Consider the following 17109-nt stretch of genomic DNA (forward strand, 5'->3'; position numbering starts at 1 on the left):
TGGGGAACCTATGGACAGAAATATCTGATGTCGTACATGATTTGTCCATCGGGGCAGGACGCACGGCGCTTCGAGGAGGGGTGCGTATGCGATGTCCACGACGCCTGGTGTGGTGGGCCGCCGTCGCTCTGGTGGTCTCCGCCTGCGGGACGGGCCAGGACGGCGGCGCCGCCAAGACGGCCTGCGGCACGGGGAGGCCCGCCACCGGGACCCCGATCACCGTCGGCGCGATCGTCACCGCGAGCGGCGGCATCGACTTCAGCTCGGCCACCAAGGCGGCCAGGGCGTACTTCGACTGCGTCAACGCCGGCGGCGGCATCGGCGGCCGTCCGGTCGAGTACCTGGTCGAGGACGACGGCCTCAACCCGCAGAAGGCCTCGGCCCTGGCCACCAAGCTGGCCGGCGACCGGGACCTGGTCGCCCTGGTCGGCGGCTCCAGCTTCGTCGCCTGCGGCGTCTCCGGCCCGATCTGGGAGCAGAACGGGCTGTTCGACGTGCTCGCGGTCGGCGTGCCGCGCGCGTGCTTCGAGTCGCCGCGCATCGCCCCGGTCAACGCCGGCCCCAGGATCAGCGCCGTGGCCGCCGCCCAGTACGCCGTCGAGGTCAAGGGCGCCAGAAGGGTCGCCCAGATCAGCAACCGGGTGCCCGGCGTCGGCGACTGGACCCAGGACGGCGTGCGCGCCTACCTGCGGACCAAGGGCCTGACCTCGGCCGGCGACGTCTTGCACGACCCCGGCGTCAAGGACGCCACCGCCGTGCTCCTGGAGGCCATGCGGGGCCGCCCGGACGCGATCATCCTCCAGGACCCCGCCCCCGACGACGCCGCCATCCTCAAGGCAGCCCAGGCCCAGGGCCTCAAGGACAAGGTCACCTTCGTCTGCCTGACGCCCTGCTACGACACCGCCTTCCCCGGCCAGGTCGGCGGCTACTGGGAGGGCTTCGTGTCCAACTCCGAATTCACCATGCTCGACGCCGGAACCCCCGACAACAAGCTGTGGCGCCGCGTCATGGACGAGTACGCCGACGACAAGGCCCCCCGCGACTCCTTCGCCCAGGGCGGCTTCCTGGCCGCCAAGATCTTCGTCGACACCCTGACCAGGACCGGCGGGACGATCGACCGCGCCTCGGTGAGCCGGGCCCTGTCGCAGGTCAAGGGCTTCCGCAGCGACCTGCTCTGCGCCCCCTGGTACTTCGGCCGCGCCGCCCGCCACAACGCCAACCACGACACCCGCTACGTCACGATGAAGGGCGGCGGCTGGACGAAGATCAAGGACTGCACGCCGGCCCAGGACCCCGACCTCGCGCCGCTGCTGCGGGAGGAGAAGCAGTTGGGGCTGACCGGCTGATGCTGCCGTTCGTCATCAGCGGGCTCGCCCTCGGGGCCGTCTACGCGCTGTCGGGCGTGGGCATCGTCGTGCTCTACCGCGCCACGGGCGTGCTCAACCTGGCCTACGGCGCGCTCGGCGCGACCGGCGCGCTGCTGTCCTGGCAGCTCCTGCAGGACGGCTGGCCGGTCGCGCTCGCGCTGGCGGCCGCGCCGCTGCTGCCGGCGCTGCTGTCCGGCCTGTACGGCGGCCTGGTCGGCCCGCTCGTCGCCGCCCGTGACCCGCTGGTCAAGGCGGTGTGCACGCTCGGCCTCGCGCTCGTGCTGCTCGGCCTGTGCTACTGGACGTGGAGCGACGACCCGCGCACGCTCACCCTGCCGACCGACACGGCCGGGTTCGACGTGGGCGGCGCGCGGGTCACCCTCACCCAGGCGCTCGCGCTGGCGCTGGCCGTGGCGCTGACCGCCGGGACCGCCGTGCTGCTGCGCCGCACCGGCTTCGGCACCGCCATGCGCGCGCTGGCCGACGACCGCGAGATCAGCGCGCTGCTCGGCGTGCCCATCCGGCGGGTCGAGACCGTCACCTGGGCCGCGGGCGGCGCGGTGGCCGGGCTGACCGGGCTGGTGCTCGGCTCGCTGACCCGGCTGGAGGCGGGCACCCTGACCTTCCTGGTGATCGCCTCGCTGGCGGCGGGCGTGGTCGGCCGCTTCAGGTCGCTGCCGGTCACGCTGGCGGCCGGGCTGGCGATCGGGCTGGCCGAGGCACTGGGCGGGGCGTGGGAGCAGACCGCGCCGTACCGGTCGGTGGCGCCGTTCGCGGTGGCCGTCGCGGCGATCCTGTGGCTGCAGCGCACCGGTGCGCGGGCCAGGCGCGGCGGCACGGTCGAGGTGCGTCCTGCCGAGCCCGCGCTGACCGCGCGGACCCGGCCGCTGCCGCCCGGCGACGCCCGCTCGGTGCTGCGCCTGGTGCTCGGGCTGGCCGCCGGGGCGGCGGCGCTGGCGGTGCTGGTGCCCCTGGCCGTGGACGGCTACTGGGTGCGGGTGCTCACCTCCGCGGTCATCTTCGTCATCCCCGCCGCGGGCATCGCCCTGCTGTACGCCCGGCTCGGGCTGGTCTCGCTCGGCCAGGTGGCGCTGCTCGGCGTCGGCGGCTGGGTGGCGCTGCGGCTGGCGTTCGCCACCGGATGGCCGTTCCCGCTGGTCGTGGCGGCGGCCGGGGCGATCACCTGCCTGGTCGGCATCGTGTACGGGCTGCCCGCGCTGCGCCTGTCCGGCGTGGACCTGGCCCTGGTGACGCTCATGGCCGGCGGGGCGTTCCAGGTGGCGTTCTCGGCGACCGGGTTCCCCGACGGCGGGCCCGGGCTCCTCGGCCGGGTGGCGGGCAGCGGGACGCAGCAGGCCATGCCGCGGCCCTCGATGGCCGCCTCCGACGCCGGGTTCTTCCGGTTCGCCGTCCTGTGCGCGCTGCTCGCGCTCGTCCTCGTCGTGCTGCACCAGCGCGGGCGGCCGGGCCGGGCGTGGGCGGCGATCAGGAGCGGCGAGGCCGGCGCGCTGGCCGTCGGCGTGGCCCTGACCAGGTACAAGGTGTGGGCGTTCGCGCTGGCGGCGTTCGTCACCGGGACCGCGGGGGCGCTGCTGGCCGCCAACACCGGGCGGCTGGACCCGATCTCGTTCCGGGCCTCGGACTCGGTGCTGCTGTTCGCCGTCGTCCTGGTCGGCGGCGCGTACGGGCTGACCGGCGTGGTGCTGTCCGGCGTGGTCGGCCAGGTCGTGCCCGCCGCCCTGGACGCCGCCGGGCTCGACGGCAACCTCATGCTCGTCGTCTTCGGCGCGGGCACCGTGCACGCGCTGATCACCGCGCCGCGCGGCATCGGCGGGCAGCTAGAGGACCTGCGGCGGCCCGCATGAGGCTGGAGATCGAGGACCTGCGGGTGCGCTTCGGCGGCGTGCGCCCGCTGGACGGCGTCACCCTGACCTTCGACTCCGGCCTGTGCGGGCTCATCGGGCCCAACGGCGCGGGCAAGACCACCCTGTTCGACGTGCTGTCCGGCTTCGTCCGGCCGGTCTGCGGGCGGGTCACGGCCGGCGGCGCCGACCTGCTGGCGCTCGCGCCGCACCGGCGGGCCAGGTGGGGGCTGCGCCGCACGTTCCAGCAGGAGCAGGTGGTCGCCGAGCTGAGCGCGGCCGGCAACCTGCGCCTGGCCGCCGACCACCTGGGCGGCCCGGACGAGGGCCTGCTCGCCTTCTGCGGCCTGAGCGACCCCGGACGCCCGGCGGCCGAGCTGACGCTGCCCGAACGGCGGCGGCTCGAACTGGCCCGCGCCCTGGTCGGCACGCCCAGGATCGTGCTGCTCGACGAGCCGGCCGCCGGGCTGTCGGAGGCGGAGTCGCGCTCGCTGGCCGAGGTGGTGACGGCCGTGCCGGAGCGGTTCGGGGCGCTCGTGCTGCTCATCGAGCACGACGTGGCCCTGGTCGGCGAGATCTGCGCCACCACGGCCGTGCTGGACTTCGGCCGGCTGGTCGCCGCCGGCCCGACCGCGGCGGTGCTGGCCGACGAGCGGGTGCGCGCCGCCTACCTGGGGGAGGCGCCGTGAGCCTGGAAGTGCGCGACCTGCGCGTGCGCAGGGGCGGGCGCGAGGTGCTGCACGACGTGACGCTCGACGTGCCGCCCGGCGAGATCACCGCGCTGCTCGGCGCGAACGGCGCGGGCAAGAGCACGCTCGTGCTCGCCGTGGCCGGGCTGCTGCCGGTCGAGGCGGGCGCCGTCAGCGCCGACGGCGACGAGCTGACCGGGCTGCGCCCCGAACGGGTCCGGGCGCTGGGCGTGGCCGCCGTGCCCGAGGGCCACCGGGTGCTGCGCTCGCTGAGCGTGGCCGACAACCTGCGCGTGGCCGGGCCCGACCCCGGACCGGCCCTGGCCGCCTTCCCCGAGCTGGCCGGGCTGCTCGACCGGCGGGCCGGCACGCTGTCCGGCGGCCAGCAGCAGATGCTCGCCCTGGCCCAGGCCGTCACCGGAGGGCCGCGCTACCTGCTGGTGGACGAGCTGTCCTTCGGCCTGGCCCCCGCCGTGGTGTCCAGGCTCGTCCCCGCCCTGGCCGCGCTGGCCGAGGCCGGCGCCGGGGTGCTGCTCATCGAGCAGTACACCCGGCTCGCCCTGGAGCTGGCCGCCCGCGTGCACGTGCTGGACCGGGGCCGGGTCGTCCTGCGCGGCACGCCGGACGAGCTGCGCGGCCGGCTGCGGTCGGCCTATCTGGGAGCGGGCGATGGAGACCTTTGACGTCGTCGTGGTCGGCGCGGGCTCGGCGGGCGCCGCGGTGGCCCGCCGGCTGGCCGACGACGAGACGCTGCGCGTGCTGCTGCTGGAGGCGGGCGGCCCCGACGTGAACCCCGACATCCACGACCCCGGGGGGGTGTTCCGGCTGTGGGGCGGCCCCGAGGACTACGACTACCGGGTGGCGCCGCAGCGGCGGCTGGGCGGGCGGCGTCCGCACTGGCCGCGCGGGAAGGTGCTGGGCGGCTCGTCCTCGCTCAACGGCATGATCTTCGTCAGGGGCGCGCCGGCCGACTACGACGCCTGGGGGCCCGGCTGGTCGTACCCCGAGGTGCTGCCGTACTTCAAGCGGCTGGAGGACTTCGACCGCGGGCCGGGCGACCACCACGGCGTCGGCGGCCCGGTACGGGTGATCGCCGACTACGCGCCGCACCAGGTCAACGCGGCGATCGTGGCCGCCGCCGTGGAGCAGGGCCTGCCCTTCAACCCCGACTGCAACGGCGAGCGTCCCGACGGCGCCGGGTTCTGCCAGCTCACGATCCGGCACGGCCGCAGGCACAGCACGGCCGACGCCTACCTGCGCCCGCGCTGCGACCGGCCGGTCCTGGAGATCCGCACCGGGGCCCGCGCCCGCCGGCTGCTGCTGCGCGGGCGGCGGTGCGTGGGCGTGGAGTACCGCCAGGACGGCCGCCTGCACCAGGTGGGGGCCGCGGCCCAGGTCGTGGTCAGCGCCGGGACCGTCGAGTCGCCGCGCCTGCTCCTGCTGAGCGGCCTCGGCGACGCGGCCGGGCTGCGCCGGCACGGCATCAAGGCGGTGGAGGACCTGCCCGGCGTCGGACGCAACCTGCACGACCACGCGCTCGTCCCGGTGATCGTGGCCGCCCGCCGGCCCGTGCCGCCCGCGATGCCCGGCCTGCAGCCGATGCACAGCCAGCTCTTCTGGCGCAGCCGTCCCGGCCTGCCCGGACCCGACGTGCAGCCGCTGTTCTTCCACATCCCCCTGTACGACGAGGGCATGACCGGCCCGCCGGACGCCTTCACGCTCATGGCCGGGATCGTCCGGCCGGAGAGCAGGGGCCACCTGGCGCTGACCTCGGCCGACCCCGACGCGCCGCTGCACCTCGACCCCGCCTACCTGGCGGCGGCCGCCGACCGCGCGTGCATGCGCGCGGCCGTCGAGCTGTGCCGGGAGCTGGCCCACGCCGCCGCCCTGCGGGAATGGGCGGGCCCGGAGCTCTACCCCGGTGACCGTGAACTGTCCGAGCACATAGAGAGGACCTTGGTGACCTACCACCATCAGGTCGGGACCTGCGCCATGGGAACCGTCGTGGACCAGCGGCTCAGGGTCCACGGCATCGACGGGCTGCGCGTCGCCGACGCCTCGGTGATGCCCGCCGTCACGTCAGGGAACACGAACGCGCCCGCCATCATGATCGGCGAGCGGTGCGCGGACATGGTGCGAGAGGAGATCGGCTCATGACCGGCCTGTACATCGGCGGCGCCTGGGGTCCGGCCGCGGACGGCGCGACGTTCGCCACGCTGGACCCGGCCGAGGCCACCGTGATCACCGAGTGCGCCGAGGCGGGCCCCGCCGACGTGGACCGCGCGGTGGCGGCGGCCAGGGCCGCGCTGGACGACCCGGCCTGGGCCGAGATGCCCGCCGCCGCCCGCGCGAGGCTGCTGTGGAAGGTGGCCGACCTGGTGGAGGAGCACGCCGACGAGCTGGCCGAGCTGGAGACCAGGGACAACGGCCAGCCGCTGGCGGTGGCGCGGAACGTGACCGTGCCCGGCACTGCCGAACATTTCCGATATTTCGCGGGATGGTGTACGAAAATCCAGGGCTCGGTGTTGCCCGTCTCGTACCCCGACACCCTGCACTACACCCGGCGCGAGCCGGTCGGCGTGTGCGCGCTCATCACCCCGTGGAACTTCCCGCTGATGATCGCCGCCTGGAAGCTCGCCCCCGCTCTGGCCTGCGGCAACACGGTGATCGTCAAGCCCGCCGAGCAGACCCCGCTGACCACGGTCCGGCTGGTGGAGCTGATGGCGCTGGCCGGCTTCCCGCCCGGCGTGGTCAACCTGCTGACCGGCGGCCCGGAGACCGGCGCGGCGCTGGCCGGTCACGCGGGCGTGGACAAGATCTCTTTCACCGGCTCGACGTCGGTCGGCCGCTCGCTCGTGCACGCCGCCGCGGACAACCTCAAGCGCCTGACGCTGGAGCTCGGCGGCAAGACCCCGAGCATCATCGCGGCCGACGCCGACATCGACGCCGCGGTGGCGGGCAACGTCCAGGGCGCGCTGTTCAACAGCGGCCAGGTCTGCGCCGCGTACTCGCGCTTCTACGTCGACCGCAGGCGCGTCGACGAGTTCGCCTCGAAGATGGCCGCCGCGGCCGACGCGCTCAAGGTCGGACCCGGCCTCGACCCGGCCACCGACCTCGGCCCGCTGATCAGCGAGGACCACCTGATGGCCGTGGACGCCCACGTCCGCAGCGCGCTGTACGATGGCGCGCAACTCGTCACCGGCGGCAGGCGCGCCGAGGGCCCCGGCTTCTTCTACCGCCCCACCGTGTTCGCCGAGGTGACCGACGCCATGGCCGTGGCCCGCGAGGAGGTGTTCGGGCCCGTCATCCCGGTGCTGGCCTACGACGACCCCGACGAGATCGCCGGCCGCGCCAACGGACTGGAGTACGGCCTGGCCGCCTCCATCTGGACCGACGACCTGTCGACCGCCCACCGCCTGGCCGCCCGGATCCGGGCGGGAGCCGTGTTCATCAACATGATCCATGTGCCCGACGCCGCCACCACGTGGGGCGGCTACAAGGCCAGCGGGTGGGGGAGGGAGATGGGCCCGTACGCCATCGACGCCTACACCGAGGTCAAGGGCGTCTGGACGCACCTGGGGAGGGTGTGATGGGAGAGCTCGTCCTGGCAGCCAAGATCACGCATGTGCCGTCGATCTGGCTGTCGATCCAGCCGGGCCGGCACTTCGGCATCCGCCGGCCCGCCGAGCTGGCTCTCACCGAGGTCGGCAGGCGGGCGCGGGAGCTGGGGGCGGACACGTACCTGATCGCCGACACCCACTGGATGAACAGCATCGGCTTCCACCTCAACGGCAAGGAGCGCCACCGCGACTCCTACGCCAGCCACGAGCTGCCGCACTTCATCCACGACCTGGACTACGACTACCCGGGCGACCCCGAGCTGGCCGAGCTGATCCGCGCCGAGATCACCGCCGGCGGGCAGAAGGCGCTCGTGCACACCTACCGCGACCTGGGCCTGGAGTACGCGACGCTGGTCCCGATGCACTTCATGAACGAGGACTCCGCCGTGCGGGTGTTGCCGATCGGCTGCAACGTCTACTCCTCGATCGACGAGAACCGGCGCATCGGCGAGGCCCTGCTGCGCGGCATCCGGCAGAGCGATCGCCGGGTCGCCTTCCTGGCCAGCGGCTCGCTCTCGCACGCCTTCCCCTCCAACGAGACCGCCGAGTCGCTGCTCAACGAGGTCAGCAGCCCGCTCAACCGGAAGATCGACATGGCCGTGCTGGACATGTGGGCCGAAGGGCGCATCGGCGAGTTCCTGGACATGTTGCCCGACTACAACGTGCGCTGCGCGGGGGAGGGGGCGATGGCGGACACGGCGATGTTGTTCGGGCTGCTGGGGTGGCGGTCGTACAAGGGGCGGGGGGAGCAGTTGTGCCCGTACTTCGGCTCGACGGGAACCGGGCAGGTGGTCGTGGACTTCCCCGTGCCCGCGTACGATAAGATCTGAAATCATATGTGAAATAGGACAGACGGAGGTTCTGGATGGCGGGGGTCCAGGCGTCGCGCGGGCTCGTGGTCGGGCAAGATGAGGGGATGACAGTGGGCGCGGGCTTCCGCGACGCCATCATGAAGGTTTTGCAGGGGTGATGGTGAGCAGCACGAGAAAACCGGCCCAGGCCAAGCGGCCCAAGGGCTCCAAGGCCGAGATCAGCTACGACCTGCTGCGGGCCCGCATCCTCGACGGCACGTACGGCCCCGGCTACCGGCTGGTCATGGACCAGCTCGCCCGGGAGACCGGCGTCAGCACGATCCCGCTGCGCGAGGCCGTGCGCAGGCTGCAGTCCGACGGGCTGGTCGAGGTCGTGCGCAACATCGGCGCCCGGGTCGCCGTCTTCGACTCGGTGCAGGTCGAGCACACCCTCAACGTGCTGGCCCGGCTGGAGGGCTACGCCACGGCCATCTGCGCGCCGCACATGGACGCGGCCAAGATCCAGGAGTCGCGGGAGATCAACGAGCGGATGAAGGAGGCGCTGGAGGAGTTCGACCCCACCTCCTTCACCGCGCTCAACCGCGAGTTCCACTTCTCGCTCTACCGCCACTGCCCCGACGAGCACCTCAACGCCCTGCTGGAGTCGGAGTGGGCGCGGCTCGACCACATGCGCCGCTCCAGCTTCACGTACGTGCCGGGGCGGGCGCGCAGGTCGGTGGAGGAGCACGACCACCTGCTGAGCCTGATCGAGGGGGCCGCCGAGGCCGAGGTGATCGAGCAGGCGGCCCGCAACCACAAGATCGCCACCGCCGACGCCCTGCACACCGCCCAGGTCTCCCGCCGGCACTGACCTCCCGCCCGCGCCCGGCGCCCTGCGGCAGGGCTCAGGGCGGGGCGCTGGAGGTCAGGGTTCCAGGGTGAAGAGGGTCCATTCCTCGCCGTGGGCCAGCCCGGCCAGCTCGCGGCCGCACTCCCGCAGCGCCTGCGGGCCCGAGGTGATGTGCTGGGCGCCGGCGTGCGCGTCCCGGAACAGGCGCTGGAGCAGGCCGTCGCGCAGCGCCGTCGTGCCGCCCGAGGCGTAGGCGAACCCGGCCGCCTCGACGAGCGTCGAGGTGGCGTGGTTGAGCGCGAGCCGCACCATCGTCTCCTGGCGGGTGGACAGCGTGCCGCCCGCCTCCAGGGTGCGTTCGGCGTCCTCCCACGTCTCGCGGACCAGGGCGCGCGCCGCCCGCAGGGCCGCCTCGGCGCGGGCGAAGCCGGTGTGGAAGGTGTCGCTGACGGCGAGCTGACCCGGACGTCCGGCGCGGGCCGCGACGTGCCGGCCCAGCTCGTCCAGCAGGCGGCGGCCGAGGCCGAGCGCCCAGCCGGAGTGGGCGATCAGCGCCTGGTCCAGCAGGCCCAGCCGGTAGATCGCGCCGCCGCGCAGCGGCTCCCGCTGGGCGAAGGGGTGCGTGCGCGACTCCGGCACGAAGGCGCCGTCGATGGCGTAGTCGACGCTGCCGGTGGCGCGCAGGCCCAGGACGTCCCAGTTGCCGAGCAGCTCGGCGTCCTCGACCGGAGTGATGAAGATGCGCTCCTCGCCGGTGCCCGCCACGACGCCCAGGCTGTGCACGTACCGGGCGTGCGGCATGGCCGAGGCGAAGCTCCAGCGGCCGGTCAGCCGGAAGCCGCCGTCCTCGCGCACGGCGGTGCCCGGCCGGGTGCCCTGGCCCGCGAACAGCGGCGTGCGGGGGCCGCCGAAGATGTCCTCGACGGCGTCGTCGCCCAGGTAGGCGCCCGCCGTGCCGTTCTCCAGCGTGGTGGCCATGACCACCCAGCCGGTCGAGGCGTCGGCGTAGGTCAGCTCCTCGAACAGGGCCAGCAGCTCCGACGGCGACAGCTCCGCGCCGCCCAGCGGGGCGGGCAGCCAGATGCCGAACAGCCCGGCCTCGTGCAGGGCGGCCACGACGGGCTCGGTCAGCCTGCCCAGCGCCTCGGCCTCGGCCGCCTCGCTCTCGATCAGTGTGCGCAGGTCGCGGGCGCGGTGCAGGTGGGTCGGGCCGGCTGAGTGCAGTCGCGGCTTGGCGCTCATGTCCCGGTGCTCCTGTCCGTGATCGTCGGCGGTCCTTCCTCCGTCAGATCACGTCCCCGGCCGGTTGTCCACCCTCCGCCGGAGATCCCGGCCCGCACCCGGAAAAGACGCTGGCTTTGCATGAACATGCGTTGCAATGCATAATCTTCTTCTATGTCCAAGGTTCTCACCTCCCTGCCCACCGGCGAGCGGGTCGGCATCGCCTTCTCCGGCGGTCTCGACACCTCGGTGGCCGTCGCGTGGATGCGCGACAAGGGCGCCGTCCCGTGCACCTACACCGCCGACATCGGCCAGTACGACGAGCCCGACATCGCCTCGGTGCCCAGCCGCGCGCTGGCCTACGGGGCCGAGCTCGCGCGCCTGGTCGACTGCCGCGCCGCGCTGGTCGAGGAGGGCCTGGCCGCGCTCACCTGCGGCGCGTTCCACATCCGCTCGGGCGGCCGGGCGTACTTCAACACCACGCCGCTCGGCCGCGCCGTCACCGGGACCCTGCTGGTGCGGGCCATGCTCGAGGACGAGGTGCAGATCTGGGGCGACGGCTCCACGTTCAAGGGCAACGACATCGAGCGGTTCTACCGCTACGGCCTGCTGGCCAACCCCCACCTGCGCATCTACAAGCCCTGGCTCGACGCCGACTTCGTCTCCGAGCTCGGCGGGCGCAAGGAGATGTCGGAGTGGCTGCTCGCCCACGGGCTGCCCTACCGCGACAGCACCGAGAAGGCGTACTCGACCGACGCCAACATCTGGGGCGCCACCCACGAGGCCAAGACCCTCGAACACCTCGACACCGGCATCGAGACCGTCGACCCGATCATGGGCGTGCGCTTCTGGGACCCCGAGGTCGAGATCCTCCCCGAGGACGTCACCATCGGCTTCGACCAGGGCCGCCCGGTCACGATCAACGGCAAGGAGTTCGGCTCCCCGGTCGACCTGGTCATGGAGGCCAACGCGATCGGCGGCCGGCACGGCCTGGGCATGTCCGACCAGATCGAGAACCGCATCATCGAGGCCAAGAGCCGCGGCATCTACGAGGCCCCCGGCATGGCGCTGCTGCACGCCGCCTACGAGCGCCTGGTCAACGCCATCCACAACGAGGACACCCTGGCCACGTACCACAACGAGGGCCGGCGGCTCGGCCGGCTCATGTACGAGGGCCGCTGGCTCGACCCGCAGGCGCTCATGCTGCGCGAGTCGCTGCAGCGCTGGGTCGGCACGGCGGTCACCGGCGAGGTCACCCTGAGGCTGCGCCGCGGCGAGGACTACTCGATCCTCGACACCACCGGCCCGGCCTTCAGCTACCACCCCGACAAGCTGTCGATGGAGCGCACGGAGGACTCCGCGTTCGGCCCCGTCGACCGCATCGGCCAGCTCACCATGCGCAACCTGGACATCGCCGACTCGCGCGCCAAGCTGGAGCAGTACGCCACGCTCGGCATGGTCGGCACCACCCACCCGGCGCTCATCGGCGCCGCCCAGGCGGCCTCGACCGGCCTCATCGGCGCGATGCCGCAGGGCGGCGCGGAGGCCATCGCCTCGCGCGGCGAGGTCGCCGAGGACGACGAGCTGCTCGACCGCGCCGCGATGGAGTTCGGCACCGACTGACCGCGCCCCCCGGGCCGCCCCCGGACCACCCCTGGACCGCCCCGGAGCGGCCCGGAGCGGCCCGGGGCGTGGCGCGCGGACGCCACGGGTACGGACCGGAGATGACGACCGACGAGCGGGACGGCCCGGACGTCACGCCCGCCACCGACTGGCTGCTCGGCCCGGTGTCCCGCGAGGAGTTCCTGCGCGACCACCAGGGCCGGCGGCACCTCCTGCTGCGCAGGCGGTCGCCCGGCCACTACCGCGAGCTGTTCTCGCTGGCCCGCTTCGACGAGCTGCTGTCCGGCTCCGGCCTGCACGCCGGGGCCGTGCGCGTGGTCCGCGACGGCCACGCAGGCGGCGGCGCGGCCGGGCTGGAGGACCTCTACGCCCGCTACCGCGACGGCTCGACCCTGATCATGCCCGCGGTCCACGAACGGTGGCCGCCGCTGCGGCGGCTGTGCCGGCGGCTGGCGGGCGAGTTCAGCGCGGAATGCCGGGTCAACGCCTACCTCACCCCGCCGCGGGCGCGCGGCTTCGGCGTCCACCGCGACTCCCACGACGTGTTCGTGCTGCAGGTGTCCGGAGCCAAACGCTGGCGGATCCACGACGACGCCCCTCACGAGTTCGACCTGTGCGAAGGCGACCTGCTCTACCTGCCGCGCGGCCTGCCGCACGAGGCCGCCTCGGCGCAGGCCGCGTCCCTGCACCTGAGCATCGGGGTCCACCCCCTGACCTGGGCCGACGTGCTGCTGGCCGGCTGCGAGGCGGCGGTCTCGGCCGACCCGGCCTTCCAGGAGCCGCTGCCCGTCGGCTTCGCCCGCACGAGCGGCGGCCGGGCCGCCGCACGGGAGCGCGCCGGGGAGCTGGCCGCCCGCCTGGCAGCCGCCCTCACCCCCGACAGGCTGGCCGACGACGCGGTGGACATGGCGCTGCTCGCCGAGGGCGACCGGCTGGACGGCCATCTGCTCGACCTCGCGGGCCTGGCCCAGCTCGACGCCGGCACCGCCGTCCGGCGCCGCCCCGGCCTGCGCTGGGAGAGCAGGCGGGACGCCGGCACGCTGGTCCTCGCCTTCCACGGCAAGCGGCTCAGCCTCCCGGCCCGGCACGAGGCGGCCGTCCTGCGCATGGCCGACGGCGAGCCCTTCACGGCGGCCGGCCTGCCGGGGACGGACGGCCTCGCCCTGGTACGCCGCCTGGTCCAGGAGGGTTTCCTGACCCTGGCGACGTCAGGCTGACCCGGCGGGCCTGCGGAAGACGCAGCGCACGACGTGCCAGTGTTTGGGCTCGTCATGGGCGTCGATGCCGTCGTAGCGGTCCTCGCGCAGGACGACCGGCTCCAGCCGGGGGAACAGCGCGCCGGCCTCGGGGGCGCGCAGGAACGTGCGCCCCGGCCGTCCCGCCCAGGCGTCCTCGGGGCCGAAGAACGTGCAGCACAGCACGCCGCCCGCGGCCAGGCCGCCGGCCATCGCGGCCGCCACGCGGCGGAGGTCGGCCCTGGGCAGGAAGGGCAGGACGTGGATCGCGACCATGAACGAGTAGGCCCCCGCCGCGACCGGCACGTCACGGACGTCGGCGGGCACGACCCGCAGCCGCGGGTGCCGCCATGCCGCCGCCAGCGCGAGGGTGCAGGGATCGGTGTCCACGGCCTCGACCGAGAAGCCCAGCTCCAGCAGGAAGCGGGTGTCGTTGAGCGGGCCAGCGCCGATGTCCAGCGCCCGCCCGCGGACGCCGCCGAGCACGTCCAGCGCCTGCACGACGAGCGCGTTGGGCCCCCGCCCCGCCCGCAGAGAGGCGTAGGTCATGCCGCCGCTAGCCGCTCACCTTGAGGATCCGCTGCTCGACCAGCACCTCGGCCAGCGCGACCCGCTCCTCCCCGGTCAGGCCGCCGGGCAGCTCCCGCACGTAGAATGCGCCGGTGCGGGCCGCGAACTCCAGCGCGGGCGCGGCGATCATGTTGGCGGCCACCAGCGGCTCGCCCGACGGGGAGAGCAGCTCGACCTGGTTCCCGTCGCGGCGGGTGGTGAGCAGCCCGGCGCGCTCGTTCACCACGCGGCGGCTCAGCGTGACGGTGCGGTGGTCGTACCAGACGTCGGGGAGCGGGCCGCCGAAGAGCTCCTCGTAGCGGTCGCGGAACTCGGCGAACGTGGCCGGCGGGGTCTCCGGGGTCTCCGGGGCGGGCTCGTCCCGCACGCCGGGGTCGTTGCTCGGGCTGTGGTGGACGTACCGGCCGAAGTAGGTGTGGCAGAACTCGGTGTACAGGCCGGTGAAGAGGATGAACTGATGCCAGGCGTCGTCGACGCGCGTCGAGTGCATCATCCAGATCCGCGACCGGTCGACCTGCGTGAGCACCAGGTACTTCTTCGCCTCGGCGAACAGCTCCCCGGCCTCCTCCTCCGTCGCGGCGACGCGCTCCTTGACGAGCCGTTCGAGGAGGTAGGGGGCCTGGTGGTCGAGCGCGGCGAGCGGGGTGCCGGTGATCATGACGGTTCCCCTACTCCGGCGACGACTTCGCGCGGCAGGACGAGATGCACACGCTGCTGCAGTCGCGGCAGGTCATGCAGGGGCTGTGGCAGTCGGCGCGCTCGGTCTTGACCCGCAGGTGCAGCCGGCCCGTCCGGATCTCCCCGGCGTCCTCGGCGGCCCCCGAGGTCAGCGACGCCTCCGCCGTGCCGGCCTGCCGGCGGACGACCTCGGCGTCCCGGCGTACCCACAACACCTTCGCGCCGAAGAGCAGGATGCTCTCGGGCACGTTCTCGATGTGCAGGACGTCGCTCAGCGGGATGTCGAGCGCCGAGTTCAGATCCTCCAGGCTGGGATACAACGTGACGAATCCATCCTGGTACGGCGGGCCCACGTAGCCCCAGAACGTCATGGCGTCCTGGCGACCCTCCGCGAGCAGCTTGACCAGCGAAGGATGCGCCTCCGGCCCTTGTACGGCATTGCTCATGGCGATACTCCTCGTTCCCGGCGAGCGTGACATCCCGCCCCGGGAGCGGCGGCGCGACGCGCCGCCGCTTTGCCGAACCCGGGGCCCGCGCCGGGCGGGCTCAGCCGAGGTCGGCCTGTGCCGTCCCTGTGGCGTTCGCCTCGGCGAAGACGCCCGCCTGCTCGGAGGCCGGTGACGGCGGCTGCTCCATGAGCGCCTGGATCGCGGACCTGCGCTTCTCCAGGCCCACTTCGTCGATGCTGATCCGCCGCCGGTTCCGGCTCTTGTCTTCGGTCATGCTCGGCAACCGTAGTGAGCCGCACGTCAACGCGGGGCAACGGCACCGTCTTGTTTGGGCGCGGTGGCCCCGGCCGGACGCCGCCGCGACCTGGTCTGTTCCGGTTTTCCGCCATCGAGGTCGGCGGCCGGTCCCCATGGTGGCCCGCCCCCCGGCTGCCTAGCGTTGACCCTCGTGATCAGTCTGCGGGGTTTGACCAAACGGTACGGCGACCGGACGGCGGTGGACGACCTGTCGCTGGAGCTGAGACCCGGCGCGGTGACCGGGTTCCTCGGGCCCAACGGCGCGGGAAAGTCCACCACGATGCGGCTCGTCCTCGGGCTGGACCGGCCCTCGGCGGGCACGGCGCTCGTCGGCGGCGTGCCGTACCACCGGATCAGGAACCCGCTGCGGACGGTCGGCGCGCTGCTCGACGCGCGGGCGCTGCACCCCGGGCGCAGCGGCCGGGCGCACCTGACCGCGCTGGCCCGCAGCAACGGCATCCCCCTGCGGCGGGTGACCGAGGTGCTGGAGAGCGTCGGCATGGCCGGCGCGGCGAACCGCCGGGCCGGGGCGCTCTCGCTCGGCATGAGCCAGCGGCTCGGCATCGCCGCCGCGCTGCTCGGCGACCCGGAGGTGCTGCTGTTCGACGAGCCCGTCAACGGGCTCGACCCCGACGGCGTGCGGTGGGTGCGCCGGCTCATGCGCTCGCTGGCCGCCGAGGGCCGCACGGTGTTCGTCTCCAGCCATCTGATGAGCGAGATGCAGCTCACGGCCGACCACCTGGTGGTGATCGGCAAGGGCCGGCTGATCGCCGACGCGCCCCTGGCCGAGGTCATCGGGCGCAGTTCGCTGACGGCCGTGCTGGCCCGCACCCCGCACGCCGGGGAGCTGGCCGCCCGCCTGCGCGCCGCCGGGATCGCCGCCGAGCGCGTCGCCGAGAACGAGGTCGTCGTCACCGGCGCGCCCGTCGAACGGGTGGGCGACCTGGCCCACGAGGCCGGGATCAGGCTGCACGGCCTGCGCACCCGGGAGGCGTCCCTGGAGCAGGCTTACCAGGAGCTGACGGAGAGCAGCGTGGAGTACGGGACGACGGAGGCGGGCGCATGACGGCGGCGTTGTGGCAGGCGGCACGGGCCGAGTGGGACAAGTTGTGGTCGGTCCGGTCCACGTGGTGGTGCCTGGCCGGCGCGGCGGCGCTCATGGTGCTGACCGCCGTGGCCCTGGCCGCGGCGGCAGCCACCGACGCTGCGCGCGAGCGGGTGCCCGGCGCGCGGGTGACGGCGAGCGAGCCCGTGGTGTCGGCCACGTCGTTCGTGCAGTTCGCGCTCGTGGCTCTGGCCATGCTGGCGATCACGTCGGAGTACTCCTCGGGCGGCATCAGGGTCACGCTGCAGGCCACGCCGGTGCGCGGGCTCGTGCTGGCCGCCAAGGCGCTGGTGGTGGCGCCGGTGATGTTCGCCGCCGGGGTGCTGTCGGGGGCGGTGGCGACGGCGGCCGTCTACGCGGTGCTGCAGGCCGACGCGTTCGGCGGGCTCGTCGCGCTGCCGTTCGGGGAGGCCGTGCGGGACGTGGCGGGCGCGGGCGCGTACTTCGCCCTGGTGGCGGTGACGACGCTGGGCGCCGGGGCCGCGATGCGCAGCGCGGCGGGCACGCTGACCGTGGTGTTCATGCTGCTCCTCGGCCTGCCGCTGGTGCTGCTGATGACCGGGAGCCAGGCGGCGCTGGACGCCTCGCTGCGCATGCCGACGTTCGCGGGGCTGGCGTTCATGGGCAGCGTGGACAACCTGACCGGCGGGCCCGTCCCGTACTCGGCGGGGGAGGGCCTGGCCTGGCTGCTGGGCTGGGCGGCGGCGGCGCTGGCGGCGGGCTACGCCGTGCTGCGCCGCCGCGACGCCTAG

17 protein-coding genes are annotated in these 17109 nt (G+C 74.0%); 12 read left to right on the top strand and 5 right to left on the bottom strand.

Going from position 1 to position 17109, the window contains the following annotated elements:
* The first annotated feature begins 86 nt into the window (after nt 1–86).
* The 8 genes from ACIBST_RS20710 (at nt 87) to ACIBST_RS20745 (ending at nt 9200) form a co-directional block, all read left to right on the top strand.
* Nucleotides 87–1346 (top strand): ABC transporter substrate-binding protein, encoded by a 1260-nt coding sequence (locus tag ACIBST_RS20710; protein ID WP_397173650.1) that lies wholly within the window; start codon nt 87–89, stop codon nt 1344–1346.
* Nucleotides 1346–3232 carry a hypothetical protein gene (locus tag ACIBST_RS20715; protein ID WP_397173651.1) on the top strand — a complete coding sequence of 629 codons (1887 nt, stop codon included), beginning with the start codon at nt 1346–1348 and terminating at the stop codon, nt 3230–3232. The genes ACIBST_RS20710 and ACIBST_RS20715 overlap by 1 nt, the downstream gene beginning before the upstream one ends.
* A complete protein-coding gene (locus ACIBST_RS20720; protein WP_397173653.1) occupies nt 3229–3918 on the top strand; it encodes an ABC transporter ATP-binding protein in 690 nt (229 codons plus the stop codon). Before ACIBST_RS20715 ends, ACIBST_RS20720 begins: the two co-directional genes overlap by 4 nt.
* Nucleotides 3915–4601 carry an ABC transporter ATP-binding protein gene (locus ACIBST_RS20725; protein ID WP_397173655.1) on the top strand — a complete coding sequence of 229 codons (687 nt, stop codon included), beginning with the start codon at nt 3915–3917 and terminating at the stop codon, nt 4599–4601. Before ACIBST_RS20720 ends, ACIBST_RS20725 begins: the two co-directional genes overlap by 4 nt.
* Nucleotides 4588–6075 carry a GMC family oxidoreductase gene (locus ACIBST_RS20730; protein WP_397173656.1) on the top strand — a complete coding sequence of 496 codons (1488 nt, stop codon included), beginning with the start codon at nt 4588–4590 and terminating at the stop codon, nt 6073–6075. Before ACIBST_RS20725 ends, ACIBST_RS20730 begins: the two co-directional genes overlap by 14 nt.
* Nucleotides 6072–7508: an aldehyde dehydrogenase family protein gene (locus ACIBST_RS20735; protein WP_397173658.1), complete on the top strand. Its 1437-nt coding sequence runs from the start codon at nt 6072–6074 to the stop codon at nt 7506–7508. Before ACIBST_RS20730 ends, ACIBST_RS20735 begins: the two co-directional genes overlap by 4 nt.
* On the top strand, nt 7508–8368 hold the full coding sequence (gene hpaD, locus ACIBST_RS20740) for a 3,4-dihydroxyphenylacetate 2,3-dioxygenase (RefSeq protein ID WP_397173659.1): 861 nt from the start codon (nt 7508–7510) through the stop codon (nt 8366–8368). Before ACIBST_RS20735 ends, hpaD begins: the two co-directional genes overlap by 1 nt.
* Before the next feature lie 139 nt (nt 8369–8507).
* Nucleotides 8508–9200: a GntR family transcriptional regulator gene (locus ACIBST_RS20745; RefSeq protein ID WP_397173661.1), complete on the top strand. Its 693-nt coding sequence runs from the start codon at nt 8508–8510 to the stop codon at nt 9198–9200.
* 54 nt (nt 9201–9254) lie between these two features.
* On the opposite strand, the gene ACIBST_RS20750 is transcribed toward ACIBST_RS20745, so the two are convergent.
* Nucleotides 9255–10421, bottom strand: coding sequence for an acyl-CoA dehydrogenase family protein (locus ACIBST_RS20750; RefSeq protein WP_397173663.1), 1167 nt, complete (start codon nt 10419–10421; stop codon nt 9255–9257).
* 153 nt (nt 10422–10574) lie between these two features.
* Between ACIBST_RS20750 and argG the strand changes: the two genes are divergently transcribed.
* Both argG and ACIBST_RS20760 read left to right on the top strand, forming a co-directional pair.
* On the top strand, nt 10575–12023 hold the full coding sequence (gene argG / locus ACIBST_RS20755) for an argininosuccinate synthase (protein ID WP_397173664.1): 1449 nt from the start codon (nt 10575–10577) through the stop codon (nt 12021–12023).
* Between the two features lie 101 nt (nt 12024–12124).
* Nucleotides 12125–13240, top strand: coding sequence for a cupin domain-containing protein (locus ACIBST_RS20760; RefSeq protein ID WP_397173666.1), 1116 nt, complete (start codon nt 12125–12127; stop codon nt 13238–13240).
* Here the strand turns inward: ACIBST_RS20760 and ACIBST_RS20765 are convergent.
* The 4 genes from ACIBST_RS20765 to ACIBST_RS20780 all read right to left on the bottom strand — a co-directional run bounded on the left by ACIBST_RS20765 (nt 13232) and on the right by ACIBST_RS20780 (nt 15229).
* On the bottom strand, nt 13232–13807 hold the full coding sequence (locus ACIBST_RS20765) for a class I SAM-dependent methyltransferase (protein WP_397173667.1): 576 nt from the start codon (nt 13805–13807) through the stop codon (nt 13232–13234). The two genes, ACIBST_RS20760 and ACIBST_RS20765, sit on opposite strands and share 9 nt — an antisense overlap.
* 7 nt (nt 13808–13814) lie before the next feature.
* On the bottom strand, nt 13815–14486 hold the full coding sequence (locus ACIBST_RS20770) for a glycine-rich domain-containing protein (RefSeq protein WP_397173668.1): 672 nt from the start codon (nt 14484–14486) through the stop codon (nt 13815–13817).
* A 10-nt stretch (nt 14487–14496) separates the two neighbouring features.
* Nucleotides 14497–14952, bottom strand: a complete 456-nt coding sequence (locus tag ACIBST_RS20775) for a hypothetical protein (RefSeq protein WP_397173670.1) — start codon at nt 14950–14952, stop codon at nt 14497–14499.
* Between the two features lie 100 nt (nt 14953–15052).
* Nucleotides 15053–15229 carry a hypothetical protein gene (locus tag ACIBST_RS20780; RefSeq protein WP_397173672.1) on the bottom strand — a complete coding sequence of 59 codons (177 nt, stop codon included), beginning with the start codon at nt 15227–15229 and terminating at the stop codon, nt 15053–15055.
* A gap of 174 nt (nt 15230–15403) precedes the next feature.
* On the opposite strand from ACIBST_RS20780, the gene ACIBST_RS20785 reads away from it, so the two are divergent.
* The gene (locus ACIBST_RS20785) at nt 15404–16318 is read left to right on the top strand and encodes an ATP-binding cassette domain-containing protein (RefSeq protein ID WP_397173673.1); all 915 of its coding nucleotides are present in this window, start codon (nt 15404–15406) and stop codon (nt 16316–16318) included.
* Nucleotides 16315–17109, top strand: coding sequence for an ABC transporter permease (locus tag ACIBST_RS20790; RefSeq protein ID WP_397173675.1), 795 nt, complete (start codon nt 16315–16317; stop codon nt 17107–17109). The genes ACIBST_RS20785 and ACIBST_RS20790 overlap by 4 nt, the downstream gene beginning before the upstream one ends.

This window comes from Nonomuraea sp. NPDC049684 (assembly GCF_044465345.1).
GTDB lineage: Bacteria > Actinomycetota > Actinomycetes > Streptosporangiales > Streptosporangiaceae > Nonomuraea.